The 23,790-nt window shown below is 72.6% G+C and carries 23 protein-coding genes and 3 pseudogenes; 12 read left to right on the forward strand and 14 right to left on the reverse strand.

From position 1 onward, the window contains the following. The first annotated feature begins 48 nt into the window (after positions 1–48). Positions 49–993, forward strand: a complete 945-nt coding sequence (locus ACFMQL_RS33910; protein ID WP_364051482.1) for a LysR family transcriptional regulator — start codon at positions 49–51, stop codon at positions 991–993. Positions 994–1,060: 67 nt separating this feature from the next. Here ACFMQL_RS33910 and hemC read toward each other — a convergent pair whose 3' ends face one another. From hemC to ACFMQL_RS33940, 6 genes and pseudogenes are all read right to left on the reverse strand, one after another. Continuing rightward, positions 1,061–1,996, reverse strand: a complete 936-nt coding sequence (gene hemC / locus ACFMQL_RS33915) for a hydroxymethylbilane synthase (protein WP_364051479.1) — start codon at positions 1,994–1,996, stop codon at positions 1,061–1,063. A gap of 87 nt (positions 1,997–2,083) precedes the next feature. Continuing rightward, a complete protein-coding gene (locus tag ACFMQL_RS33920; protein WP_378788842.1) occupies positions 2,084–2,767 on the reverse strand; it encodes a hypothetical protein in 684 nt (227 codons plus the stop codon). A 99-nt stretch (positions 2,768–2,866) separates the two neighbouring features. Continuing rightward, positions 2,867–4,108, reverse strand: coding sequence for a PP2C family protein-serine/threonine phosphatase (locus ACFMQL_RS33925; RefSeq protein ID WP_364051473.1), 1,242 nt, complete (start codon positions 4,106–4,108; stop codon positions 2,867–2,869). 87 nt (positions 4,109–4,195) lie between these two features. Further along, positions 4,196–4,480 carry a hypothetical protein gene (locus ACFMQL_RS33930; protein WP_378790287.1) on the reverse strand — a complete coding sequence of 95 codons (285 nt, stop codon included), beginning with the start codon at positions 4,478–4,480 and terminating at the stop codon, positions 4,196–4,198. A gap of 119 nt (positions 4,481–4,599) precedes the next feature. Continuing rightward, positions 4,600–5,154 (reverse strand): annotated as a pseudogene (locus ACFMQL_RS33935) (nitronate monooxygenase); the annotation flags it as partial. Positions 5,155–5,208: 54 nt separating this feature from the next. Beyond that, positions 5,209–5,748: a dihydrofolate reductase family protein gene (locus tag ACFMQL_RS33940; RefSeq protein WP_364051467.1), complete on the reverse strand. Its 540-nt coding sequence runs from the start codon at positions 5,746–5,748 to the stop codon at positions 5,209–5,211. A 100-nt stretch (positions 5,749–5,848) separates the two neighbouring features. On the opposite strand from ACFMQL_RS33940, the gene ACFMQL_RS33945 reads away from it, so the two are divergent. Continuing rightward, positions 5,849–6,313 carry a pyridoxamine 5'-phosphate oxidase family protein gene (locus ACFMQL_RS33945; RefSeq protein WP_378788845.1) on the forward strand — a complete coding sequence of 155 codons (465 nt, stop codon included), beginning with the start codon at positions 5,849–5,851 and terminating at the stop codon, positions 6,311–6,313. Between the two features lies 1 nt (position 6,314). On the opposite strand, the gene ACFMQL_RS33950 is transcribed toward ACFMQL_RS33945, so the two are convergent. Beyond that, positions 6,315–6,605: an Lrp/AsnC family transcriptional regulator gene (locus ACFMQL_RS33950; protein ID WP_378790236.1), complete on the reverse strand. Its 291-nt coding sequence runs from the start codon at positions 6,603–6,605 to the stop codon at positions 6,315–6,317. Next, a complete protein-coding gene (locus tag ACFMQL_RS33955; RefSeq protein WP_378788846.1) occupies positions 6,491–6,817 on the reverse strand; it encodes an Lrp/AsnC family transcriptional regulator in 327 nt (108 codons plus the stop codon). Before ACFMQL_RS33955 ends, ACFMQL_RS33950 begins: the two co-directional genes overlap by 115 nt. Positions 6,818–6,938: 121 nt before the next feature. Between ACFMQL_RS33955 and ACFMQL_RS33960 the strand changes: the two are divergent. The 3 genes and pseudogenes from ACFMQL_RS33960 to ACFMQL_RS33970 all read left to right on the forward strand — a co-directional run. Next, a pseudogene (locus tag ACFMQL_RS33960) lies at positions 6,939–7,310 on the forward strand (SDR family oxidoreductase); the annotation flags it as partial. A gap of 202 nt (positions 7,311–7,512) precedes the next feature. Further along, positions 7,513–8,298, forward strand: a pseudogene (locus tag ACFMQL_RS33965) (NAD(P)H-binding protein); the annotation flags it as partial. Between the two features lie 55 nt (positions 8,299–8,353). After that, positions 8,354–9,220: an aminoglycoside phosphotransferase family protein gene (locus ACFMQL_RS33970; protein ID WP_378788848.1), complete on the forward strand. Its 867-nt coding sequence runs from the start codon at positions 8,354–8,356 to the stop codon at positions 9,218–9,220. 147 nt (positions 9,221–9,367) lie between these two features. Here the strand turns inward: ACFMQL_RS33970 and ACFMQL_RS33975 are convergent, their stop codons facing one another. Further along, positions 9,368–10,420 carry an NAD(P)-dependent alcohol dehydrogenase gene (locus ACFMQL_RS33975; protein ID WP_378788850.1) on the reverse strand — a complete coding sequence of 351 codons (1,053 nt, stop codon included), beginning with the start codon at positions 10,418–10,420 and terminating at the stop codon, positions 9,368–9,370. Between the two features lie 95 nt (positions 10,421–10,515). On the opposite strand from ACFMQL_RS33975, the gene ACFMQL_RS33980 reads away from it, so the two are divergent. Further along, entirely contained in the window at positions 10,516–11,097 is a 582-nt protein-coding gene (locus tag ACFMQL_RS33980) for a TetR family transcriptional regulator (protein WP_364051449.1), read from the forward strand. 56 nt (positions 11,098–11,153) lie between these two features. Here the strand turns inward: ACFMQL_RS33980 and ACFMQL_RS33985 are convergent, their stop codons facing one another. Then, entirely contained in the window at positions 11,154–11,918 is a 765-nt protein-coding gene (locus tag ACFMQL_RS33985; RefSeq protein WP_364051446.1) for an SDR family oxidoreductase, read from the reverse strand. Positions 11,919–12,055: 137 nt separating this feature from the next. On the opposite strand from ACFMQL_RS33985, the gene ACFMQL_RS33990 reads away from it, so the two are divergent. Further along, positions 12,056–14,332: a HelD family protein gene (locus ACFMQL_RS33990; RefSeq protein WP_378788852.1), complete on the forward strand. Its 2,277-nt coding sequence runs from the start codon at positions 12,056–12,058 to the stop codon at positions 14,330–14,332. 116 nt (positions 14,333–14,448) lie between these two features. Here the strand turns inward: ACFMQL_RS33990 and ACFMQL_RS33995 are convergent, their stop codons facing one another. The 3 genes from ACFMQL_RS33995 to ACFMQL_RS34005 all read right to left on the reverse strand — a co-directional run bounded on the left by ACFMQL_RS33995 (position 14,449) and on the right by ACFMQL_RS34005 (position 16,211). Beyond that, entirely contained in the window at positions 14,449–15,069 is a 621-nt protein-coding gene (locus ACFMQL_RS33995; protein ID WP_378788854.1) for a hypothetical protein, read from the reverse strand. Beyond that, positions 15,066–15,671 (reverse strand): RNA polymerase sigma factor, encoded by a 606-nt coding sequence (locus ACFMQL_RS34000; RefSeq protein ID WP_364051437.1) that lies wholly within the window; start codon positions 15,669–15,671, stop codon positions 15,066–15,068. The genes ACFMQL_RS33995 and ACFMQL_RS34000 overlap by 4 nt, the downstream gene beginning before the upstream one ends. Positions 15,672–15,737: 66 nt before the next feature. Beyond that, positions 15,738–16,211 carry a MarR family winged helix-turn-helix transcriptional regulator gene (locus ACFMQL_RS34005; protein ID WP_378788857.1) on the reverse strand — a complete coding sequence of 158 codons (474 nt, stop codon included), beginning with the start codon at positions 16,209–16,211 and terminating at the stop codon, positions 15,738–15,740. A gap of 157 nt (positions 16,212–16,368) precedes the next feature. Here ACFMQL_RS34005 and ACFMQL_RS34010 point away from each other — a divergent pair, with 157 nt between their 5' ends. Further along, entirely contained in the window at positions 16,369–19,536 is a 3,168-nt protein-coding gene (locus tag ACFMQL_RS34010; protein ID WP_378790237.1) for an efflux RND transporter permease subunit, read from the forward strand. Between the two features lie 178 nt (positions 19,537–19,714). On the opposite strand, the gene ACFMQL_RS34015 is transcribed toward ACFMQL_RS34010, so the two are convergent. Then, complete coding sequence (locus ACFMQL_RS34015) at positions 19,715–20,158, reverse strand: cupin domain-containing protein (RefSeq protein WP_378788859.1); 444 nt, start codon at positions 20,156–20,158, stop codon at positions 19,715–19,717. A gap of 169 nt (positions 20,159–20,327) precedes the next feature. Here ACFMQL_RS34015 and purB point away from each other — a divergent pair, with 169 nt between their 5' ends. From purB to ACFMQL_RS34035, 4 genes are all read left to right on the forward strand, one after another. Further along, positions 20,328–21,758, forward strand: coding sequence for an adenylosuccinate lyase (gene purB, locus ACFMQL_RS34020; RefSeq protein ID WP_378788861.1), 1,431 nt, complete (start codon positions 20,328–20,330; stop codon positions 21,756–21,758). A gap of 2 nt (positions 21,759–21,760) precedes the next feature. Continuing rightward, on the forward strand, positions 21,761–22,378 hold the full coding sequence (locus ACFMQL_RS34025) for a hypothetical protein (RefSeq protein ID WP_378790288.1): 618 nt from the start codon (positions 21,761–21,763) through the stop codon (positions 22,376–22,378). Then, positions 22,261–22,509: a GNAT family N-acetyltransferase gene (locus tag ACFMQL_RS34030; protein ID WP_378790238.1), complete on the forward strand. Its 249-nt coding sequence runs from the start codon at positions 22,261–22,263 to the stop codon at positions 22,507–22,509. Before ACFMQL_RS34025 ends, ACFMQL_RS34030 begins: the two co-directional genes overlap by 118 nt. 107 nt (positions 22,510–22,616) lie before the next feature. Beyond that, positions 22,617–23,657, forward strand: coding sequence for a DUF4037 domain-containing protein (locus ACFMQL_RS34035; protein ID WP_378788863.1), 1,041 nt, complete (start codon positions 22,617–22,619; stop codon positions 23,655–23,657). Positions 23,658–23,790: the final 133 nt, after the last annotated feature.

Below are 23,790 nucleotides of genomic sequence, written 5' to 3' on the forward strand. Positions count from 1 at the left end.
ATCCGCCGCCGATTGACAACCGCTGGGCGATGATCACAGGCTCTCAGCGTGGAACCGGACATCGAGGGCATGCGGGCGTTCGTCGTCACCGCCGAGGAACTGCACTTCGGCCGTGCCGCCGCCCGCCTCTACCTCACCCAGCAGGCGCTGTCGAAGCGGGTGCGCCGCCTGGAGGAGGCGCTGGCGGCGCCGCTGTTCACCCGCACTACCCGGGCGGTGGAGCTGACCGAGGCGGGCCGGCGGCTGCTGCCCAAGGCGCGGGCGGCGGTGTCGGCGTTCGACCTGGCGGTACGTGAGGTGCGCGACGGAGGCGAGCCGCTGCGCGTGGACGTCTACGACGAGCGGTTCACGCCGCTGCGGATGATCCGCCAGGCCAGCGAGCTCGATCCCCGCCTGCGGGTCGAGCTCAGCATGCGCCAGGGGCTGTCGGTGGCGTTGCCCGCCCTGCGGCGCCAGGAGATCGATGCCGCCTTCGGCCGCGTCCACGACACCCCCGCCCCTTGGCCGGGCGAACTGCTGCACCGGCTCGTGCACCTGGAGCCGCTGGTCGCCTACGTCCCTGAAGACCATGCCCTGGCCGGCAGGGACGTGCTGCGGCCCGCCGACCTGCGGCCCGCGGGCATCGCGATGCCCGACCCCGCGGGCGCGGTGGAATGGCGCGGCTACCTGACGTGGCTGGCCCGGCGGCTCGGCGTGCCGCTGCGCTTCAACCCGCCCGCGATCGGCCTGCGGCACCTGGTGGAGCAGTTCCTGGCGGAGAAGGAGGCGGTGGGGCTCGGGGAGAAGAGCATCGACGCCTCGGGCAGCGGGCTGCGCCGTATCCCGATCGTCGAGCCCGAGCCGCTCATGCCGTGGTCGCTCGTCTGGCACCGCCGCAACCCGAGCCCGCTGCTGCGCACGCTGCTGCGCCACCTGCGCCCCCGCCGGCTGCCACCCGCCTCCGACCGCACAGTGTGGGTACCCGACATCGACCGCCTGCCCCCTCCCTCCTGACGAGGGCGGGCACGTGGCTCAGCCGGCTGCGGGCTGACCGCCCTGCTCGCGATCAGCGGGCGGCCGCTCAGTGGGGGATCGCGTCGATGACCTCGCGGGCGCCCTGCCGCAGCAGGGCGACGGCGACCGAGGTGCCGAGGGTGGCCGGGTCGAGAGGGCCGGCCCACTCGTGGGCGTCGAGGACCGTCTTGCCGTCGGGGGAGAACACCCGGGCGCGCAGCGACAGCCGGCCGTCGCGCTCGGCGCGGGCGTACCCGGCGATGGGGCTGTTGCAGTGGCCCTGCAGGACGTGGAGCAGCATGCGCTCGGCGGTGATCTCCCGCCAGGTGGGCGGGTGGCCGAGGCCGGCGACGGCGTCGATGGTCGCGGTGTCGTCCTCGCGGCACTGCAGGGCGAGCACCCCCGCGCCGATCGGCGGGCACATGGTCTCCAGCGACAGGATCTCGCTGATGCGGTCGCGCAGCCCGATGCGTTCCAGGCCGGAGACGGCGAGCAGCAGGGCGTCGGCCTCGCCCGCGTCGAGCTTGGCCAGGCGGCTGTTGGCGTTGCCGCGGATCGGCACGCAGCGCAGGTGCGGGTGGGAGGCGGCGAGCTGGGCGACCCGGCGTACGGACGAGGTGCCGATGCGGGTGCCGTCGGGCAGCTCGTCCAGCGTGAGGCCGCCGGGGTGGACGAGGGCGTCGCGCAGGTCGTCGCGCTTGAGGTGGGCGGCGAACACCGTCCCGGCCGGCAGCGGCCGGTCGGCGGGGATGTCCTTCATGCAGTGGACCGCCAGGTCGGCCCGCCCGGTCAGCAGCGCCTCGTCCACCTCCTTGGTGAACGCGCCCTTGCCGCCCAGCTCCGACAGCGCCCCCTGCCACCTGTCCCCGGACGTCGTCACCGGCACCACCTCGGTGCGGATGCCGGGATGCAGCGCGGCCAACTCGCCGCGTACGCGCTCGACCTGGGCGAGCGCCATGGGTGACGAGCGGGTGGCGATGCGGATGAGCTCGGGTACGGCCATCCGCCGATCGTAGACTGTCGGCCCGCGGACCGGACCCGCTTTGCCGATGTCCGGGCATCCGATTAAGGACGGCCGTGGCGGCGGGCGCTACAGCGGATCGCGGGGTGCTGGAGATGATGACGGCGCTGGGCCGGGCGTCGCTGGACTGGCTGCGCGAGCGGTGGTGACCCCGCCCGGGCGCAGGCGTTCCAGCTCGGCCGCGCGGCGCAGGTCCTTGGGACGGCCCAGCGTGCGGCGCATCAGGATGAGGTCGTCGAGGCAGGCGTAGTGCACGGTGAGGCCGTCCGGACCGGTCGCGGTGAGCGCGCGGTCCAGGAAGCCCGGCACATGCAGGTCGCCCCACGGCAGCGCCGGGGTGCAGCAGTCGCCGCCCGCCCCGGGCGCGGTGAACGCCACCTTCGGCCGCAGGAACGACTCCGGCTCCAGCGGCAGCCCGCCGCCCAGCCGCGCCCCGATCGAGGCGAACGCGGCCGCCACGGCGGGAGCGTGCGCGGGCGAGCCGTCCCAGAGCAGGTCGAGGTCGCCGGTCAGCTCCGCCGAGCCGTGCATGATGCCCGCGACCTGCCCGATCACCACCGCCCTGACCCCGTGCCGGTGCAGCGCCTCGAGCAGCGGGAACGGGTCGAAGCCGAGCGCGCCGTCGGTGCCGATCGTGCCGACGTCGTCATCGGCGTCCTCATGGCTCAGGCCGGTGCTCTCACGGCGGGTCTCACGGGTACGGCGGGCGGCGGCGCGAAGGCGTTCCAGCGGATCGTCGATCACCCGAAGCATGTAACACCGGCGGAGCGTTCGGCGCACCCTGCCTGCCGCCCGGTCAGCACGTGTCCGATGCCCGGGTCGGCGCCGTCAGGTCAGCGCGCCGGCACGGCGTCACGGCACCAGCCGGTAGCGGTGCCGCGACGGCTTCCACTCCAGGGTCATCACGGTCGCGTCGTCCTGCAGCCGTCCGCCCTGGTGGGCCAGGATCGCCTGGATGAGCCGCCGCAGCGTCTCGGGTGCCGCCAGCCCGTCGGCCTCCCGTTTGACGACGAAGTCGATGAAGCGGTCAAGCCCGAACTCCTCGCCGTCCGGGCTCTTGGCCTCGATGATCCCGTCGGTGTAGAGCAGCAGCCGGTCGCCGGGTTCGAGCTGGAAGCGCAGCTCGCCGGTCGTCCCGCCCAGCCCGAGCCCCATCGGCGGGTCGGGGGTGCTCGACAGCGTGGCCACCAGCCGGCCGCCGCGCAGCACCAGCGGCGGGTGGTGGCCGCGGTTCACCCAGGTCAGCACGCCCGTACGCAGGTCGAGCGCGGCCAGTATCCCGGTGGCGAAACGCCCCTCGAACTCGCCGCCGATCGCCTCGTCCACCGCCTGCGCGGTCTCGGCCAGGCTCCTGCCCTGCCTGCGGTGGTTACGCGAGGCGCCCATCGCGAGCGTGGCCGTCAGACCGGCGGAGGTGTCGTGGCCCATGGAGTCGTAGATCGACAGGTGCAACGTGTGGCCGTCGATCGCGTAGTCGTACGTGTCGCCGCCCATCGCGTACGCGGGCTCCAGCGTCGCGCTGACCACCACGTCGTCGTTGGCGAACGTGCCGGGCGGCAGCAGGTTCCACAGCACCTCGGCCGACAGCGTCAGAGGATGGGCGCGTACCAGCCGCGCACACGAGTCGCTGTGCGGGCGCTTGCTCACCACCAGCAGCGCCACCAGCGACGCCAGAGCCTTGACCCGCTCCTCGACCGGCTCGCCGTCGTGCGGCGCGGTCAGGCCCAGCGTGCCGATCCGCTCGGCGCCGTCGAGCAGGGGCGTCCACATCCGGTACGGCCCGTCGTCGCCCACGCGCGACCTCACCAGCGACACCGACTGGAACGCCCGCCCCGGCAGCGTCCCGTCGATCTTGATCGTTGGCAGTGGGCCGCCGGAGGCGTCCTGCTGGCCCGGCAGCGGCACGAGGAGCAGGTGCTGCAGGTCGGTCACGTAGATCGCGAGGTCGGAGAAGCCTTCGAGCCGCGCGTGCTCGGCGACCAGGGCCGGCATCTCCTCCATGCCGGCCAGGTGCATGGCGGTGAGCAGGCCGTCGAGTGCCCGCTCACCGGCGCTGCGCAGGTCGCCGGTTGCCTGTTCGCCGTCGTCTCGCACGCCGTCCCCCTTCCGGCCGCCTCACTCCTCCCGTCCCTACCCGGGAGCGTCGCGCGTATCGGTGCGGGAGGGACGGCGGTGGAGGGGTCAGCGGGCCGTGGTGAAGCGGCCGAGCAGCTCGTCCACGGCGGCGAAGTCCGCGACCACGTCGGCGGCCGGGCGCTCGCGCCGCACCGTGCCCACCGCCTGCCCCGCGTACACGTAGGCGGTGTCGTAGTCGCGTCCGGCCCGCGCCGCCTGCAGCTCGGCCCGCGCCCCCGCGTTGCGGGCCAGCTCGTCCTCGCGGCCCTTCCACCGGTCGTAGAAGGCGTTGCGCAGCGCCCGGCCGCCGTACTCGGGCGGCCACGCCAGCCCTTGCGCGACGTCGAACACCCGCCCGTAGGCGGTGCCGGTCTCCCCGGTGGCGAGCAGCCGCTCGCGTCCCTCGGGGAGAGCGTCGTCTCGGTGCAGCCGAGGAACGCGGTGCCCGCCCAGCCGCCCTCCGCGCCCGCGGCGAGCACGGCGGCCAGCCCGCGCGCGGTGGCGACGCCCCCGGCCGCGAGCACCGGCGCGCGCACGGCGTCCAGCACGCCCTGCAGCAGCGGCAGCGTGGCGACCTCGTCGCGGCCGTGCCCGCCGCCTTCGCCGCCCCTGGCCACCACCACGTCCGCGCCGGACTTCTCGGCCTGCACGGCCTCCTCGGTGGTGCCCGCCTGGACGGCCACGGTGATCCCGGCCGCGCGCAGCGGCTCGACGTACGGGGCGTAGTCGCCGAAACTGACCGACACCAGGGCGGGCCGCACCCGCAGCACCGCGTCGAGATGCTCGGGATGATCGCCGAGCGCCCAGGCCAGCAGCCCGATGCCGTACGGCCTGCCGGTCGCGGCGGCGACCTGCGCCTGCTCCTCGATCCACGACGCGGTCGCCGACGGCGGCACCCCGAACATGCCGAGCGCCCCCGCGGCCGACACCGCCGCCGCCAGCCGCCCGTCGCTCACGCCCGCCATGGGCGCGCCCACCAGCGGCACCGTCAGCCCGAACCGCTCGGTCAACCAGGTACGCGGCATGGTCCCTCCTCGCTCCGCAACGGCGGCCCCAGCGTAACCCTCGCGAGGGAAGCGTCAGGTGACCGGCTCGATGGCGTACGTGGACTGCACCACTCCCGCCCCGAGCACCCTGGTCGCCACGTGCCGCAGCGGCACGTCCCGCTCGAGCGGCCCGAACAGCGGCACCCCGCTCCCGATCAGCACCGGCACCGTGGTGATGGTGAGCGCGTCGATCAGCCCGGCCCGCAGGAACGTGCGGATGACCTGGCCGCCGTCCACGTAGACGCTCTTGGCGCCGCGCTCGTCCAGCGCGCGCAGCAGGTCGCCGAGGTCGCGGTGCACGCTGATGCGCGGGTCCGCGTCAAGGGGGAGAGTGGTGCTGAGCACGGCGACGTGCCGGCCCTCGTACGGCCACGGATCATAGGTTCGGCCCGGCTCGTACGTGCCGCGCCCCATGACGACGGTGTCGATGCCCTCGATGAACGCGTCATAGCCGTAGTCGCCGGCGGCCTCGCCCCTGCTGGTGAGCCAGTGCAGGTCGCCGTCCTCGCGGGCGATGAACCCGTCGAGGCTGACGCCGACGAACGCGGCCGCCTTGAACGCCCGATCCACCATGGTGCCTCTCCCGGTCAATTAGTAAACGTATATTCGTTTACTAACGTACCCCAAGCGCAAGCCGGCGATGATGTCGGTGGAGGAGTCCATGATGGTGGCCATGACTTCATGGCAGGAGTTCCAGCGTCAGGCGCCCGAGCTGGCCGAGGCCGCTCGGCGGCTGATGGACGCGTACAAGCACAAGGTCCTCGCCACCCTGCGCAAGGACGGCTCGCCGCGGGTCAGCGGCACCGAGGTCGACCGCAGGAACGGCGAGCTGTGGCTGGGCTCGATGGCCGGCGCGGTCAAGGCGCTGGACCTGCGGCGCGATCCGCGCATGGCGATCCACGTGACGTCCGCGTTCAACGACGACCCGGCCACGTGGGAGGGCGACCTGAAGCTGGCCGGCCGGGCGATCGAGATCACCGACCCGCGGGAGCGTGCGGCGGCCGGGCAGCCCGGCGACGACTCCCACCTGTTCAGGGTCGAGCTGAGCGAGGTGGTGTGGACCCGCGTCGAGGGCGACGAGCTGGTCATCAGGGCCTGGCGCGCGGACAAGGGGGAGCGGGAGTTCCGCCGTAAGTAATCTACAACGTAAAGGCGTGGGGCCGGTAGCCGAGGTAGGCGAGGTCGAACTCGGCGTAGAAGTGCAGTGCGCCGCGGGCCTGGAGCTCGTCCATGCGCCGCCGTACGGTCGACCGCGACCAGCCGGTGGCGGAGGCGAGAGCGGGCAGTGCCATGCGGCCGTCGTGGGCGAGGACGTTCAGCAGGCGCAGGTCGTCGGCGTCGCAGTGCGGCAGCCCGGCGCCCGCCGCGGTGTCGGGGCGGCGGGCGAGCGCGGCGGCGACGGCGTCGGCGGTTCCCGGTGCGCACCGCAGGCGCAGCATCCAGCGCCCGTACCCGTGGAATCCGGCGGGGGCACCGCGACCACCCGCAGCAGGCCGGCCGAGCGCAACCGCCGATAGCGGCGCGCGACTGTCTGGTCGGAGACGCCCAGCACTTCGGCGATGCGGCTGAACGGTGCGCGCGCGTCGAGCTGGAGCGCGCGGATGAGCCGCCGGTCGAGCTCGTCCGCCGTGTCGATTCCCACCGTTCACAGGCTCGTGAGTGTCGGATCCGCGTCATGCGCCCGCTTCCGGCTCGCCATCGGGTCGCCCGGACCGCACCCTCGTCCCGAGACGTGAGCCCGAGACCTGAGAAGGGATGAGGCGATGATTCTGGTGACCGGCGCCACGGGGAACGTGGGGCGACACGTGCTCGCGCGGCTCCAGGCGATGGGCAGGACCGATGCCCGCGCCCTGGTACGCCCCGGGAAGGCGGCGCACGTATCGGTGCCCGCCGTGACCGGAGGTCTCGATGCCCCGGAAGGGCTGGGCGAGGCGCTGGACGGGGTCACGGCGGTCTTCCTGGTGTGGCCGTTTCTCACCACCAGGGGCGCGCCCGCCGTGCTGGAGGCGATCGCCCGGCGTGCCCGGCACGTGGTGTACGTGTCGTCGATCGGCGTGGGCGGCCCCGAGGAGCGCGACGACCCCATCTTCCGGCTGCACGCCGCCATGGAGCGCCTCATCGAGGAGTCCGGTCTGCGGCGGACGGTGCCCCGCGTTCGCGCTGCTCGCCGCGTACGCGATCATCTTCGCGCCCATCACGATGCCGCACCTGGTCCGGGACATCCTCGGCGGCGACCCGCTGTCGCCCGAGATCCGGGAGGTCCTGCGGGCCCAGCTCGTCACCCTGCTCACGGAGGAGTCCACATCATGACCACGGTCGTCTTCGGCGCGGGGCAGCGTCGGCCGCCACGTCGCCGCGGGTCTGACCGCCGCCGGCGTTCCGGTGCGGCTGACGAGCAGGACGCCGGACGCGTCCCACGTGCGCGCGGACCTGGACGCCCCGCAGACGCTGCCCGCCGCACTGGAAGGCGCCACGCACGTCTTCCTCTACGCCAGGCCCGCGGGCATCGAGGGGTTCGTGGCGGCCGCCCGCTCGGCCGGGGTGCGGCACGTGGTGCTGCTGTCGTCCGCGGCGATCGTGCAGCCCGGCGCCGCCCGCAATCCGATCGCGCGCGACCATCGCATCGTGGAGTCGGCCCTGGAGGAGTCGGGGCTGTCGTGGACCTTCCTCCGCGCGGGGATGTTCGCGACCAACACCCGCTGGTGGTGGTCGCGGACGATCAAGAGCGGGGAGGCCGTGCGGCTGCCGTATCCGGAGGCGATGACCGCTCCCGTGAGCGAGCGGGACCTGGCGGCGCTCGCGGTGACGGCGCTGACCGAGCGGGGGCACGGGCGGCAGGCGTACACGGTGTACGGGCCGCAGGCGCTCACCCTGCGCGAGCAGGTCGGCCACATCGGCGCCGCCCTCGGCAGGGCGATCCCGGTCGAGGAGGTCACGCCCGAGCAGGGGCGGGCCGACCTGGCCGCGACGATGCCCGCGACGGCTGTGGAGGTCGTCATGCGGACGTGGGCGGCGGGCGCCGAGGCCGTGCCCGAGACGTCGGTCATCGTCGAGAAGGTCACCGGACGATCCGCCCGGACGTTCGCGGAGTGGGTGTGCGACCACGCCGCCGACTTCCGCTGAGGTCCCGCGCCGGCCTGGCGGCCCGGCCGGTGGCGGCGGACGTTAGGGTGTCGCCATGAACACCCCCGCGGCCGAGATCGACATCGACGCCGATCTCGTCGATCGTCTCGTCCGTGCCCAGCACCCGGATCTGGCGGGCCCGCTCACCCTGGTCGCCAACGGCTGGGACAACGTGATCTACCGCCTGGGATCCGACCTGTCCGTACGGTTGCCGCGCCGCGAGGTGGCGGTCGAGCTGATCGTCAATGAGCAGCGCTGGCTGCCGGTCCTGGCGGGGTATGTGGAGGTCGCGCTGCCGGTCCCGGTGCGGGCGGGGGTGGCGGGTGAGGGGTATCCGTGGCCGTGGACGATCGCGCCCTGGTTCGAGGGCCGTACGGTCGCCGCCGTGCCGCCGGCCGAGCGGGCGGGGCTGGCGGTTCCGCTGGCCGCGTTCATGAACGGTCTGCACCGGCCCGCGCCGCCGGAGGCGCCGCGTAACCCCGTGCGCGGTGTGCCGCTGGCCGCCCGCGACGAGGCGGTGCGGGGCCGCCTGCGGTCGATCCCCCGCTCGGCGGAGCTGCTGGCCCTGTGGGAGAAGGCGGTGGCGCTGCCGTCCTGGCAGGGGCCTGCGCTGTGGCTGCACGGCGACCCGCATCCGGCGAACCTCCTGGCCGGCGCCGACGGTGGCGGGCTGGCGGCGGTGCTGGACTTCGGCGACCTGACCAGCGGCGATCCGGCCACCGATCTGGCCGCCGCGTGGCTGGTGTTCGAGGAGGAGGCGCGGGAGGTGTTCCGCGCGCACGTGGACGCCGACGAGACGACGTGGGAGCGGGCCCGCGGCTGGGCCTTGGTCATGGGCACGGCGCTGGCCGCCCATTCGGCCGATCATCCCGGCATGGCGGCCATCGGCGAGCACGTCCTCGGCCAGGTCCTGCTCTCCTGATCTCTGATCGCGCGGGCGGCGTACGGCGACGGATGCGGCCGGGCCCAGACCCGCGCGCTGCGGATCCCGGGCCCGGCCGCGGCGCCGGGCGTGGTGTGCGGCGTCCTGGTCACGCCGCGCACCACGCCGTCCGCGCGACGGCGGTAGTCAGGCGGCGGGCTGGTCGAGGTCGGACAGGTCGAGGACGAAGCGGTAGCGGACGTCGTTGTTGTCCAGGCGGTGGAGCGCCTCCTCGACGCGGCTGGACGGCAGCACCTCGATGTCGGCGGTGACCTGGTGCCGGGCGGCGAACTCCAGCAGCTCGGCGGTCTGCCGGGTGCCGCCGGTGCCGGACCCGGTGAGCTTCCTGCGGCCACGCATCAGCTCCATGATCGCAACCGTGGTCGGGAAGGGGTAGCCGAGGATGGACAGGGTGCCGTCCAGGGCCACCATGCTGATGTACGGGGTCAGGTCGTGCTCGATCGGGACGGTGTCGAGGATGACGTCGAACCGGTAGCGGGCGGCCGCGACCTGCGCCTCGTCGGTGGTCACCAGCAGGTCGCAGGCGCCCAGCGCGCGGGCGTCGCCGGCCTTGTCGGGGGTGCGGCTGAGCACGGTGACCTCGGCGCCGAGCGCGACGGCCAGCTTCACGCCGAGGTGGCCGAGGCCGCCGAGCCCGGCGACGGCGACCTTGGTGCCCTTGCCGACGCCGGCGGCGCGCAGCGGCTCCCAGGTGGTGATCCCGGCGCACAGCAGCGGGGCGGCGCCGGCCGGGTCGAGGCCGTCGGGCAGGTGGTAGGCGAACCTCTCGGTCACCACGAACTCGCGGCTGTAGCCGCCCTGGTTCTTGGTGCCGTCCACGCGGTCCTTGGCGCCATAGGTGCTGGTGGGGCCCTCAAGGCAGTAGTTCTCCTGGCCGATCTCGCACATCGCGCACTTGCCGCAGGAGTCGACGATGGTGCCGACCGCGACCCGGTCGCCGGGGGCGAAGCGGGTGACGGCGGGGCCGACGGCGGTGACCGTGCCGGTGAACTCGTGGCCGGGGACGATCGCGCCCTCCTTCAGCATGCCCTTGACTCGGTGCAGGTCGCTGTGGCAGACGCCGCAGTAGTCGACGCGTAGCGCGATGTCGTGGTCGCGCAGATCGCGCCGCTCGATGGTGACCCGCTCCAGGGTCACCGAGCCGTCGCCGGTGCTGCGCCATGCGGTGGTGGTACGCACGATTGCCTCCAAACAGACTATTCGGTCTGTTTCGGGAGCGTAGCGCGTCGCCGCGAAAAAGCAAACCAACTAGTCTGTTTGCTATGGTGGTGCCCATGCCTGAACTGCCCACCACCGCGCGCGGTGCCGCGACGCGCAGGCGCATCCTCGACGCGGCCGCGGCGGAGTTCGCCGAGCGCGGCATCGCCGGGGCCAGGATCGACCGCATCATCGCGGCGGCCAAGACGAACAAGGCCCAGCTCTACGGCTATTTCGGCAGCAAGGACGGGCTGTTCGACGCCGTGATCGCCGATCTGTCCGACCGGTTGCGCAATGCTGTCCCGCTGGACGCCGACGATCTGCCCGGGTGGGCCGTCAGCATCTACGACGAGAACCTGCGCCATCCCGAGCTGGCCCGCCTGACGGCCTGGCTGCGCCTGGAGCGCCACCCGACGGGCCGCCTGATGGACGATGCCCCCGATGACGGCCCGAAGCTCGAGGCGATCAAGGCCGCGCAGGCGGCCGGCCGGGTGCGGCAGGGGGATCCGGCGGCGCTGATGGCCCTGGTCATCTCCCTGGCCTTCGCCTGGTCGCCGGTCAGCAGCTACCACGCGGCCTCGGCCGGCGAGCCGGAGGATGTGCACGAGCGCCGCCGCGCGCTGCTGCGCGAGACCGTCGCCCGCGCCGTCGCTCCCTGATCCAGTTTTGATCTACAACGTAAAGGCGCGGGGTCTTCTCGCCCCGGTGGCCGGGATCAGTGGACGGAGAAGCCGCCGTCCACGAAGAGCATCTGTCCGGTGATGAACGAGCACGCCTCGCTCGCGAGGAAGACCGCCGCGCCGGCGAAGTCCTGCGGCAGGCCGTTGCGTCCGACCATGTGGCGGGCGGCGAGGGCTTCGACGCGGCCGGGGATGGCCTGGGCCTCGGCGGTGAGCGGGGTGAGCACGAAGCCGGGGATGATCGTGTTGACGCGCACGCCGTGGGCGGACCACGCCTCGGCCTGGGAGCGGGTGAGCCCGGCGAGGGCGGCCTTGAAGGCGCCGTAGATGCCGCTGTCGCCGAAGGCGCTGATGGACTGCTGGGAGCCGACGTTGATGATGCGGCCCCAGCCGCGGGCGGCCATCTTCGGGCCGTAGTGCTGGCCGAGCAGGTAGGGGGCGGTGAAGTTGACGGCCAGCGTGCGGTCGTAGTCGTCCTGGGTGAGCTCGGCCATCGGCTTGCGGATGTTGTTGCCGGCGTCGTTGACGAGGATGTCGATGTCGTCGCCCGCGGTGGCGACGACGCGTTCGACGTCGGCGCGCACGCCGAGGTCGGCGGCGATGGCGGAGGCGGTGACGCCGTGCTCGCGCATGCGGGTGACGGCCTGGTCGAGTGCGCTTTGCGTACGGGCGACGATGACGACTTCGGCTCCGGCGCGCCCGATGGCCTCGGCCGTCGCGTACCCGATGCCGGAACTTCCGCCGGTGACCAGGGCGCGCCGGCCGTGGAGGGAGAACAGCTCTCGCAGATAGTCCGCCATGGACGGTCAAGCTAGCACCTGCGGTGCGGCAGGAAAGGCGGGGAGGGTGATTGCGTGCGGGCGTGCGCGGGACTAAGCTCGTGCGTCCATCACATTACGTCGAGCTCCACAGACCTCCAGAAGGAGTATATCACGGAATGGCTAATCGTCAAGATGGTCTCGCCGAAGCCCTTGACACCGAGCAGCGCACCGTGTCGTGGCTTTACGGCAGGCTCGACGCCGCCAGGGAGCGTGCGCGGGAGGCGCTGCGCGAGGTGTACGCCAGGGGCGGCGCTGCGGGCACCCGCCAGGCGCGGGTGGAGCGCGAGGTGCTGGCCGCCGAGCAGGCGCGGCGGCTGGCGCAGCTCGACGCGGTCGAACGCGGCCTGTGCTTCGGCCGCATCGACGACGCCGACGGCAACACCACCTACATCGGCAGGATCGGGCTGCGCGACGAGCAGCACGAGTCGGTGCTCATCGACTGGCGGGCGCCGGCCGCGCGGCCGTTCTACGTCGCCACCGCCGCCGACCCCGGCGGCCTGGTGCGCCGCCGGCACCTGCACCTGAAGGACCGCGTGGTGGTCGGCATCGACGACGAGGTGTTCGACCTGGAGGGCATGAGCGAGGGCGACCGCCGCACGCTGGTGGGCGAGGCGGCGCTGCTGGCCGCGCTGCGCCGGGGCCGCACCGGGCGGATGAGCGACGTGGTGGCCACCATCCAGGCCGAGCAGGACCGGGTGATCAGGTCCGCCCTGCAGGGGGCGCTGGTCGTCCAGGGCGGCCCCGGCACCGGCAAGACGGTCGCGGCGCTGCACCGGGCGGCGTACCTGCTCTACACCCACCGCGACACGCTGGAACGGCGCGGCGTGCTGGTGGTGGGCCCCAACCCGATGTTCCTGCGCTACATCAGCCAGGTGCTGCCCGCGCTGGGTGAGACACAGGTCGTGATGACCACGGTGGGCGGGATGTTCCCCGGGGTGACGGCGGCCGTGGCCGACAAGCCCGCGCAGGCGCTGGTCAAGGGCGACCTGCGCATGGCCGCGCTGCTGGCCGAGGCGCTGCGGCGGCGCCAGCGGGTGCCGGACGGCGATCTGGTGATCGAGCTGGACGGGCTGCGGCTGCGCGTGCCGCACGGGACCTGCCTGCGGCTGCGCGACCGGGCCCGCGCGGTGCGGCTGCCGCACAACATGGCGCGCAAGCTGTACGTCACCGAGCTGCTGAAGGAGCTGGCCAGGGCCGAGGCGCGGGCGCTTGAGGAGTCGCTGCACATCGAGGAGCTGGACATCCCCGATGAGCCGGAGCTGAGCGAGCCGCTGGATCTGGAAGGCGACCTCGACGAGCTCGACATCGAGCTGGCCTCGCGGCGGCTGTGGGGCGAGCCGGAGGTGCGCGCGGCGGTGGAGGAGCTGTGGCCGGAGCTGACGCCGCAGCGTTTCGTGGCCGAGCTGCTGTCCTCGCCGGAGGAGCTGGAGGCGGCGGCCCCCGCCGGGCTGTCGTGGCGTGCGCTGGTGCGCCCGCTGGAGTCGCCGTGGACGGTGGGCGATGTGCCGCTGCTGGACGAGGCGGCCGAGCTGCTGGGCGAGGACGACTCGGCGCAGCGGGTCGCGGCGCGGCGCGAGCGCGAGGAGCAGGCCGGGGAGGAGCGGTACGCGGCCGAGGTGCTGCAGGTCACGGGCGTGGCCGAGCAGGGCATTCTGGAGCGGGCCGACGTGCTGGCCGAGCGGCACGCCGATGACGGCATCGGGATGACGACGGCCGACCGGGCGGCGGCGGACCGCACCTGGGCGTACGGTCACGTGATCGTGGACGAGGCGCAGGAGCTGTCGCCGATGGCGTGGCGGATGGTGATGCGGCGGGTGCCGGCCAAGTCGCTGACCGTGGTGGGCGATCTGGCGCAGACGGGCTCGGCGGCGGGCGCGCGCTCCTGGGGCGAGGTGCTCGACCCCTACCTGGAGGGCCGCTGGCGGGTGGAGCGGCTGGAGGTCAACTACCGTACGCCGGTGGAGATCATGCGGGTGGCGGCCGACGTGCTGCGCTCGTTCGCGCCCGATGAGGAGCCGCCGGAGTCCGTACGCGAGGGCGAGTCCGAGCCGCGCGCCCTGAGGCTGCCGGTGGAGGCGCTGCCCGGCGTGGTGGACGAGGAGCTGGCCGCCATCGGGGAGGGCCGGCTGGGCGTGCTGACGCCGGATGCGCGGCATGCGCGGGTGTCGGCGCTGTTCCCCGGCAGCGGGCTCGAGGCGCCGGTGGCGGTGCTGACGGTGGGTCAGGCCAAGGGACTGGAGTTCGACGCGGTCGTCGTGGTCGATCCCGCGGGGATCCTGGAGCAGTCGCCGATGGGCGGTCAGGACCTGTATGTGGCGGTGACGCGGGCGACGCGGCGGCTGACGGTCGTGTACGAGGACAAGCTGCCGTCCGTCCTGTCCCGCCTGGCCTGACCAAGGGGCGGCCCCGTATCCGTGGGTGCTGTGAATCTACATTGTAAAGGCGTCGGGTTGGTGACAAGCCTCCGCTCCTCAAAGAGAAGAACAGCACCCACAGGCGAGGCCCCCGGTCAGCCGCCGATGCCGCCGTGGGGGTCGCGGCGCAGCTCGGGCCCGCCGGGGATGACTTCGCAGGGTGCGACGGGGCCGGTGGCGACGCGGGGGCGGGCGATGGCCATGCGGTCGTCCCCGTCCTCGATGTACCAGAGGGTGTAGACGAAGGTCTGGCCCGGCTTGATCTGTTCCGGGTGGAGCCTGCTGTAGGTCTCCTCGCCTTCGGCGGGCGGCTCGGCGGTGAGGAGGGCGGGGTTGTCCGGCAGGTACGTGGCCCTGGGCTCTTTGCAGTCCTTGCCGGCGGGGAGGAAGGTGACGTCGGCCTGGACGCCGAAGCCGCGCAGGCGCCGTTCGATGAGCTCGGGGTGCTTGTAGTCGGTGATGTAGATCTTGATGGATCCGTCGGGTTCGCGGATGACGGCGTTGGCGGGGGTGCCGCCGTGGTCGAGGGCGATGGGCAGGCCGATGACGAGGGCGGCGGCCGCGGCGGTCGCGAGGGCGGCGAGGACCGGCCAGCGGGGGCGGCGTGCGGGTGGGGTGGCGGTCTGCTGGTCGATGAGGGTCATGAGGTGGGTTTTCCTGAGGGCGTGCCGGTGGGCGGGAAGGTCGCGTTCCTGTGGGAGGCGGTGGTCGGTCACAGCTGTTCTCCCTTCCTGCTGAGCGCGGTGAGGCGGTCGCTCCATCGGCGTGGTGCGGGGGTTGTGGCGGAGAGGTTCTTCAGGCGGGTGCGGGCGCGGGCGAGCCGGGAGCGTACGGTGCCGACGGGGATGTCGAGGGCGATGGCCGCTTCCTGGTAGGTGAGCTGGGACCAGACGCACAGTTCGAGGACTTCGCGGTCTGCTCGGGGCAGCTGGTCGATGAGCGCGAGGATGTCGCGCATGCGGTGTTCGTCGTCGATGCGGCCGGCGATGTCGTCGGCGGGGTCGGGTTCGCAGGCCGGGGCGGGGAGCTGCTGGAGTGCGTTCTTGTGCCGGCGCAGGGCGCGGTGGCGGTTGCGCAGGACGTTGTTGGCGACGCCGAGGAGCCAGGGCAGGACGCTGTCGTGGTGGATGCGTACCTGGTCGCGGCGGCGCCATGCTTCGAGGAAGACGACGGAGGTGAGGTCTTCGGCGGCCGACCAGTCGGCGGTGCGGCGGAAGCAGTGGTTATAGATGTGGCGCGCGTAGGCGTCGAACAGGGCCCCGAAGGCTTCGCTGTCGCCGTCGGCCGCGCGTGACCATAATTCGCGATCGGTGCTCACGCTCTGTCTGTGTCCGCGCGTGGGGCGGGGTTCCGTGTGATGGGCGCCACAGGTGCCGGGCGGTCGTCAGCGGTGGGCGGGGGTGTCGTGCTCGTTGCGGGCGAGGTTGCCGGCGACGGTGTGGATGGTGCGGGTGACCTGGTCGAGGGCGCGCAGGGTCTCGGTGTCGAGGTGGTCCATGATGCGCCGGTACTGTTCGACGCCGGCGTTGTTGATCTCTTCGATGAGGCGGGTGCCGGCGGGGGTGAGTTCGACGCGGCGTACGCGGCGGTCGTGGGGGTCTTCGTGGCGGCTGACGAGGCCGTGGGCGACGAGGCGGTCGACGATGCCGGTGACGGTGCCGAGTCCGACGCCGAGGTCGTGGGCGAGGTCCTGTCCGGATGCGGAGCCGTTGATGGACAGGAGCATGATGACTTTGAGCTGGCGGAGGGTGAGGTTGGAGGTGAAGAGGGGGCTTTGGTGTTGCTGGGCGAACAGTCGTGCCAGGGCTCGTTGGGTTTGGTTGATCCGGTGGATCAGCTCTTCGCGTTCGTTGTTCACGCTCACCTCTCGCTTCCTGAGAAGGTTATCAGGAAAGCTTGTTGTGGCTAAATATTCGTTCTAGGCGAAGTGTTAGTCTTGGGCGAACTCTTAGAGGGGGAGCTCTGTGACCGCATTCGCCCGGTTGAGCTTGGTCAACCGCAGTCTTGTGATCTTGGTGGCGGTCGTGCTCAGCGCCTTCGGCGTGTTCACGATCCCGCAGCTGAAGCAGCAGTTGTTGCCGTCGTTGTCGTTTCCCGGGGCGTTCGTGGTGGCGTCCTATCCCGGGGCGTCGCCGGAGATCGTCGAGGATCAGGTGACGGCGCCGATCGAGGACTCCTTCCAGGGCCTGGCCGGGATGGAGCAGATGACGTCGACGTCGAAGGAGGGCCTGGCGCAGATCCAGGTGGCCTTCGAGTACGGCACGGACATCGACGCGGCGCTGAACAAGATGCAGCAGGCGATCAACCGGGTGTCGTTGCCGGATGGTGTGGAGCCGCAGGTGGTGGCGGGGAGCACCGATGACATTCCGGTGATGGTGCTGGCGGTCGGCGACGGCGGTGACGAGCGGGCGATGGCCGACAAGCTGCGGCGGATCGCGGTGCCCGAGCTGTCCAGCGTGGAGGGCGTGCGCGAGGTGTCGGTGACCGGCACCCGTGACGAGGTCGTGACGATCGAGCCGGATGCGGGGAAGATGGCGCTGGCGGGGGTGTCGGCGGCGCAGATCCCCGAGGTGCTGAAGGCGAACGGGACGCCGATTCCGGCGGGCACGCTGACGTCGGACGGTAAGGCGCTGACGGTGCAGGTGGGCTCGCGGGTCGACTCGGTGGCCAAGCTGAAGAGCCTGTATCTGACGCCGTCCCAGCCGCAGCCCCAGGCGCAGCCTCAGCAGCCGCAGGCTCAGGGCCGGCCGGGTCAGGCGCAGCCTGCTCAGGCCGCACAGGCGCAGCAGCAGGCGGCGCGGCCGAAGCCGCTCAAGCCGGTGAAGCTGGGCGATGTGGCGGTGATCAAGCGGGGGCTGGCCGAGGCGACGACGATCACCAGGACGGACGGCAAGGCGAGCCTGGGGCTGTCGGTGACGATGGTGCCCGACGGGAACGCGGTGGCGATCTCGCGTGACATCCGGGAGAAGCTGCCGGAGCTGACGCGGGCGCTGGGTGATTCGTCGGACACGGCGGTGTCGGTGGTGTTCGACCAGGCGCCGTACGTGGAGCAGTCGATCGAGAGCTTGACGACCGAGGGCCTGCTGGGCCTGGTGTTCGCCGTTTTGGTGATCTTGGTGTTCCTGCTGTCGGTGCGCTCGACGCTGGTGACGGCGGTGTCGATCCCGCTGTCGGTGGTGATCGCGTTGCTGGTGCTGTGGGCGGGTGATCATTCGCTGAACCTGCTGACGCTGGGCGCGCTGACGATCGCGGTGGGCCGTGTGGTGGACGACTCGATCGTGGTGCTGGAGAACATCAAGCGGCATCTGGGCTACGGCGAGGCCAAGATGCAGGCCATCTTGACCGCGGTGCGCGAGGTGGCGGGGGCGGTGACGGCCTCGACGCTGACGACGGTGGCGGTGTTCGCACCGATCGCGCTGGTGGGCGGCATGGTGGGCGAGCTGTTCAGCCCGTTCGCGATCACGGTGACGGTGGCGTTGCTGGCGTCGCTGGTGGTGTCGCTGACCGTGGTGCCGGTGCTGGCGTACTGGTTTTTGACGGCGCCGGATCTGTCGCCGGAGGAGGCGCGCCGGCAGCGTGCGGAGGCCGAGGCGAAGGAGCTGCGCTCGCCGTTGCAGCGGGCGTATCTGCCGGTGCTGCGGTTCGCGACGCGGTTCAAGCTGGTGACGATCCTCATCGGGGTGGCGGTGTTCGTCGCGACGATGGGCATCGCGGGGTCGTTGCGGACGAACTTCCTGGACGCTTCGGGGCAGAACACGTTGTCGTTGTCGCAGCGGATGCCGGTGGGCACGGATCTGGCGACGACGGACAAGGCGGCGCGGAAGGTCGAGGAGGTGCTCGCCGGTCAGGCGGGTGTGGAGACGTACCAGGTGAACGTCGGCGGCGGCAGCGCGATGGCCGGCGGTCTGGGCGGCGGCGCGGACCGGGCGTCGTTCTCGGTGACGCTGGCCGAGGACGCCGATGCCGCGGCGGTGGAGGCCGAGCTGCGCGAGAAGATCGACGGCCTGTCGGGTGTGGGCGAGGTGACGGTCGGCGGCGCGGCCGGTGGCGGCGGGTTCGCGGTGGACACGATCGAGGTGATCGTGCGGGCGTCGGATGCCGGGACGCTGAGCGCGGCGGCCGAGAAGGTGACGTCGGCGCTGGGTGAGGTGCCGGGTCTGCGTGATGTGTCGTCGAACCTGGAGTCGAGCGCGCCGCGGGTCGAGGTCGTGGTGAACCGGGAGAAGGCGGCCGAGCGCGGCCTGTCGGAGGCCGCGGTGGGGCAGGCGGTGGCGCAGGCGTTCCGTGGTGCGCCGCTGGGGCAGATCACGCTGGACGGCCGGTCGAGCGATCTGGTGTTGCGGGGTGCGGAGGCGCCGGACGACATCAAGGCGATCAAGGATCTGCGGTTGCCGACGGCGGCGGGGCTGGTGAAGCTGTCGTCGGTGGCGTCGGTGCGTCAGGTGGACGGGCCGACGCAGGTGACGCGGATCGATGGTGAGCGTTCTGCGACGGTGTCGGCGCGTGCCGTCGATGCCGGGAACCTGGGTGCGGTGACGCAGGAGCTGACCGAGAAGCTGGACGGGCTGGATCTGGGTGCCGGGGCGTCGTACGAGATCGGCGGTGTGTCGGCGGATCAGGCGGATGCGTTCGAGGATCTGGGGCTGGCGATTCTGGCGGCGATCGCGATCGTGTTCATGATCATGGTGGCGACGTTCCGGAGTTTCGTGCAGCCGGTGATCTTGCTGGTGTCGATTCCGTTCGCGGCGACGGGTGCGATCGGGTTGCTGGTGGCGACGGACACGGCGCTGGGCGTGCCGGCGTTGATCGGGATGCTGATGCTGGTCGGCATCGTGGTGACGAACGCGATCGTGCTGATCGACCTGATCAACCAGTATCGGGAGCAGGGCATGGGCGTCGTGGAGGCGGTGATCGAGGGCGGCCGGCGGCGGTTGCGTCCGATTCTGATGACCGCGGTGGCGACGATCTGCGCGTTGACGCCGATGGCGCTGGGCGTGACGGGGTCGGGCGGGTTCATCTCGCAGCCTTTGGCGATCGTGGTGATCGGTGGCCTGGTGTCGTCGACGCTGCTGACGCTGGTGCTGGTGCCGACGCTGTATGTGGTGGTGACCCGGGACCGCGACAAGGGCGCGCGGGGTGCGGGTGAGCCGAAGGTGAAGGACCTGGCCGGTTCCCCGGCCTGAGGACCTGAGCGCGCCCGGCGGGTGGTCGCCCGCCGGGCGCACCGCCGTTTCGGGGCGCGGCTGGCGTCCGTGAGGCTGGTGAGAGACCGGGGCGAGCGCGGAGCAGGCGGCCGCGCGGGGCTGCTCGTCGTGGCGCGCCTGGGGCGGGTCAGCCGGGCGGGTCGTCGATTTTGAGTTCTCAGCCGGCGTCGGCGATGAAGATGACCAGGAGCCTGCCCGGCTGGGTCCGGCTGGTGTTCTCGGTGAGCAGGTGGTGGGTGCCGGGCGGCTCGGTCCAGTTCTCGCCCTGCCGGAAGGTGCGCACGCCCTCGCCGGCCAGGCGGCTGCGGAAGGTGCCGTCGAGGACGTAGGCGTAGACGAAGGCGTTGCCGTGCTTGTGGGGGCCGGCGCGGCCGCCGGGGGGGAAGGTGATCAGGACCGAGGTGAAGGTCTTGCCTTTGACGTTGGGCAGCTGCTGTTCGAGCAGGACGGTGCGGGTTTCGGCGGGAGTGGTCGTGGCGATGGCCGGCGCGGGCCCGGCGGGGGCGGTGGCGTGGTGGGGCGCGGCGGCGCATCCCGCGGTGAGCAGGCAGGTCACGGTCGCGCCCGCCAGCAGGGCGCGGCCCGGGCGTGGTCGGATCATGAGGCTGCTCCCGTTCTGCTCCGGTGTCGCTCGGCGCATCTTCTGTCCGGGCAGGCGCGCAGGTAACCGGCGGCCGGTTCAAGTCTTGGTGTACGGAGCCGGGGGCCGGGCGATGACGCGGCCGGGCGGGCGGAGGTGACCGGCGGGGGTGTGAATAGACTTGTCCGACGTGACTTCCAAGCCGCGTATCCCGAATGTTCTGGCCGGTCGCTACGCCTCGGCGGAGCTGGCCCGCCTGTGGTCACCCGAATACAAGATCATCGCTGAGCGGCGGTTGTGGCTGGCGGTGCTGCGGGCGCAGGCCGAGCTGGGCGTGGCGGTGCCCGAGAGCGCGATCGCCGATTATGAGAAGGTGGTCGAGCGGGTCGATCTCGACTCGATCGCGGCGCGCGAGCGGGTGACGCGGCACGACGTCAAGGCCCGCATCGAGGAATTCAACGCGCTGGCCGGGCACGAGCAGGTCCATAAGGGCATGACCTCGCGCGACCTGACCGAGAACGTCGAGCAGCTGCAGGTGCGCGACAGCCTGCTGCTGGTGCGCGACCGGGTCGTGGCGTTGCTGGCGCGGCTGGCGCGGCTGGCGCACGAGCACGAGGCGACGGTGATCGCCGGCCGCTCGCACAATGTGGCGGCCCAGGCCACGACGCTCGGCAAGCGGTTCGCCACGGCGGCCGATGAGCTGCTGGTGGCCTACTGGCGGCTGGAGGAGCTGATCGCCCGCTACCCGCTGCGCGGCATCAAGGGGCCGGTGGGCACCGCGCAGGACATGCTCGACCTGCTGGGCGGCGATCGGGGCAAGCTGGCCGCGCTGGAGGAGCGGGTGGCGGCCCACTTGGGGTTCGAGCACCGCTTCACCAGCGTCGGGCAGGTTTATCCGCGCTCGCTCGACTTCGAGGTGGTGACGGCTTTGGTGCAGCTGGCGGCGGCGCCGTCGTCGCTGGCCAAGACGATCCGGCTGATGGCCGGGCACGAGCTGGTCACCGAGGGGTTCAAGGAGGGGCAGGTCGGCTCCTCGGCGATGCCGCACAAGATGAACACCCGTTCCTGCGAGCGGGTCAACGGCCTGGCGGTGGTGCTGCGCGGCTACGCCTCGATGGTGGGCGAGCTGTCCGGTGATCAGTGGAACGAGGGTGATGTGTCGTGCTCGGTGGTGCGCAGGGTCGCGCTGCCGGATGCGTTCTTCGCCTTCGACGGGCTGGTGGAGACGATGCTGACGGTGCTGGAGGAGTTCGGCGCCTTCCCCGCCGTGATCGCCGCCGAGCTGGACCGCTACCTGCCGTTCCTGGCCACGACGAAGATGCTGATGGCGGCGGTGCGGGCCGGGGTGGGCCGCGAGCAGGCCCACGAGCTGATCAAGGAGCACGCGGTGGCCTCCGCTTTGGCGATGCGCTCGCGCGGCGCCGCCAACGAGCTGCTGGACCGGCTGGCCGGCGATGACCGCTTCCCCCTCGGCCGCGATGAGCTGGAGGGCCTGCTGGCCGACCGGGTGTCGTTCACCGGCGCGGCCGGCGACCAGGTGCGGGCCGTCACCCAGGCGGTCGAGGCGATCGTGGCCGAGCATCCGGAGGCGGCCGCCTACCGGCCGGGGGCGATTTTGTGATCATGCCGCTGCGCTCGGAGGCGGAGCTGCGGGCGGCGTGCGGCGATGCCGACCTGGTGATGTGGACGGGCCAGGGGTTGCGCGGGCGGGCGCGGGCCTGGGCGCTGGGGGATGCGGTGGTGGCCGCCTGCCCCGGCATCTCCCGCGGTGACCGCTTAGCCGTGCACGGCCCCGTGCCGGAGGCGGTGCGGCTGGTCCGGCATGCCCTGGCCGAGCTGGGCCCCACCTACCGGCCCTGGGGTGAGGCGGGCCTTTTGGCCGAGGTGACGGCCCGCGTCGACGGGCTGGCCGAACGGGGCCGCTTTTCGTGGATGAGCCTGCCCGCTGCCGCCGCCGAGAGCCTGCCGGCCGCTGTCGTGGACGGCGGGGCGCAGGTGGGGTGGCTGCAGGCCGCGGAGGAGGCGGAGGTGGCCGAGCTGCTGGCCGCCGACGCCCCCACTCCTACGCGGTTCCCGGCGGTTCGGGTGTGCGGCGCTGGGCGGGCATCCGCCTTGACGGCGAGCTGGCGGCGGTCGCGGCCGACGCCTGGTCGGCGCCCACCGTGGGGCTGCTGGCCGGGGTCGCGACGCGGGCGCGTTATCGCGGGCGCGGGCTGGCGCGGCTGGTGTGCGGGTGGGTGACGCGGCAGCTGGTGGCCGCGTACGGGCGTGCGGCGCTCATGGTGGACGACGACAATCCCGCCGCGATCACCGTGTACGAGCACCTCGGCTACCGCAGGGTGCGCGTCATGGCCTGCCACCTCGCTCTCTGACCTCCGTGGGGAACCGCCCGGCCCCACCCGCACAAATCCGGCCCGCGCCCCGCGCGGGGGAAAACCGGGTGAGGTTCGGCGGGCGCTGGTGCACAGTTGACGGCGTGATGACCGATTTCGTACCTGGTATCGAATTGTCGCGCTCCTTCTACGGTGAGGTCGTGGCCCCGCTGGTGACCGGCGTGCCGCACGCGGCGGCGCTGATCGGGCCCGGGTCGGAGGTGCTGGCGTTCGACACCGCCCGCTCCGCCGACCACGACTGGGGGCCGCGGGTGCTGGTGTTCGTGGCGGCCGATCAGGTGGCCGAGATCGAGCAGCGGGTGGTCGCCGGGCTGCCGGAGCGGTTTCGCGGATACCCGACCGTGTTCGGCTACCACGGGCGGGTGCAGCCGGGGGTGCGGGTGACGGAGCTGGGGTCGTGGCTGGTGGAGCGGCTCGGGTTCGACCCGCGGGGCGGGGTGTCGCTGCTGGACTGGCTGTCGTCGCCCTGGCAGAGCCTGGCCGAGGTGACCGGTGGTGAGGTGTTCCACGACGGGCTCGGCGAGCCGGGCCTTGAGACGGTCCGGCGGCTGCTGCGCTGGTATCCGGAGGATGTGTGGCGGTATGTGCTGGCCTGTCAGTGGCGGCGCATCGCGCAGGAGGAGCCGTTCCCGGGGCGCTGCGGCGAGGTGGGCGACGAGCTGGGCTCGGCCGTGGTGGGGGCGCGGCTGGCGCGGGAGGTGATGCGGCTCGCGCTGCTGCTGCGCCGCCGCTATCCCCCGTACGCCAAATGGCTGGGCAGCGCGCTGGCCCGGCTGCCCGGCTCGGCCGAGCTGGGCGAATCCCTGGGCGCGGCGCTGGCGGCGCGGTCGTGGCGGGAGCGCGAGGACGGCCTGGCCGCCGCCTACGGCAGGCTCGCCGCGCTGCAGAACCGCACGGCGCTGGCCGAGCGGCTCGATGAGCGGGTGCGCTGCTTCCACGACCGGCCGTTCCGGGTGATCGGCGGCGACCGGTTCGCCGAGGCGCTCATGGCGCAGATCTCAGACCCCGCTGTACGGGGCCTGCCGGTGGGCGGGTGCGTCGATCAGGTCTGCGATGCGGTGGACGTGCTCACCCGGCCGGAGCGCGCCCGCGCCGTGACCGCCGCCGCCCTCGGCCTCACCGCCTGACCACCCGCCCGGACGGGCGGAAGCTCCTTCCCGGGGGCAGGCCGACACTCCGTGACATGCGCCGGGGGCCGCGTGGAGGCGGTCAGAACCGCGCGGTGGTCATCGAGTACCAGGTCGGCGGGGACGTCAGCAG

Source organism: Nonomuraea fastidiosa (assembly GCF_042751225.1).
GTDB lineage: Bacteria > Actinomycetota > Actinomycetes > Streptosporangiales > Streptosporangiaceae > Nonomuraea > Nonomuraea fastidiosa.

What these genes read in the sequence shown, in the direction of transcription:
- ACFMQL_RS33920 (WP_378788842.1), bottom strand. Translation starts at nt 2,767, where the DNA reads ATGCTTCGGGTGATCGACGATCCGCTGGAACGCCTTCGCGCCGCCGCC.
- ACFMQL_RS34035 (WP_378788863.1), top strand. Translation starts at nt 22,617, where the DNA reads ATGACCGATTTCGTACCTGGTATCGAATTGTCGCGCTCCTTCTACGGT.
- ACFMQL_RS34015 (WP_378788859.1), bottom strand. Translation starts at nt 20,158, where the DNA reads ATGATCCGACCACGCCCGGGCCGCGCCCTGCTGGCGGGCGCGACCGTG.
- ACFMQL_RS33985 (WP_364051446.1), bottom strand. Translation starts at nt 11,918, where the DNA reads ATGGCGGACTATCTGCGAGAGCTGTTCTCCCTCCACGGCCGGCGCGCC.
- hemC (WP_364051479.1), bottom strand. Translation starts at nt 1,996, where the DNA reads ATGGCCGTACCCGAGCTCATCCGCATCGCCACCCGCTCGTCACCCATG.
- ACFMQL_RS33970 (WP_378788848.1), top strand. Translation starts at nt 8,354, where the DNA reads ATGAACACCCCCGCGGCCGAGATCGACATCGACGCCGATCTCGTCGAT.
- ACFMQL_RS33940 (WP_364051467.1), bottom strand. Translation starts at nt 5,748, where the DNA reads ATGGTGGATCGGGCGTTCAAGGCGGCCGCGTTCGTCGGCGTCAGCCTC.
- ACFMQL_RS33990 (WP_378788852.1), top strand. Translation starts at nt 12,056, where the DNA reads ATGGCTAATCGTCAAGATGGTCTCGCCGAAGCCCTTGACACCGAGCAG.
- ACFMQL_RS33980 (WP_364051449.1), top strand. Translation starts at nt 10,516, where the DNA reads ATGCCTGAACTGCCCACCACCGCGCGCGGTGCCGCGACGCGCAGGCGC.
- ACFMQL_RS34025 (WP_378790288.1), top strand. Translation starts at nt 21,761, where the DNA reads ATGCCGCTGCGCTCGGAGGCGGAGCTGCGGGCGGCGTGCGGCGATGCC.
- ACFMQL_RS33945 (WP_378788845.1), top strand. Translation starts at nt 5,849, where the DNA reads ATGACTTCATGGCAGGAGTTCCAGCGTCAGGCGCCCGAGCTGGCCGAG.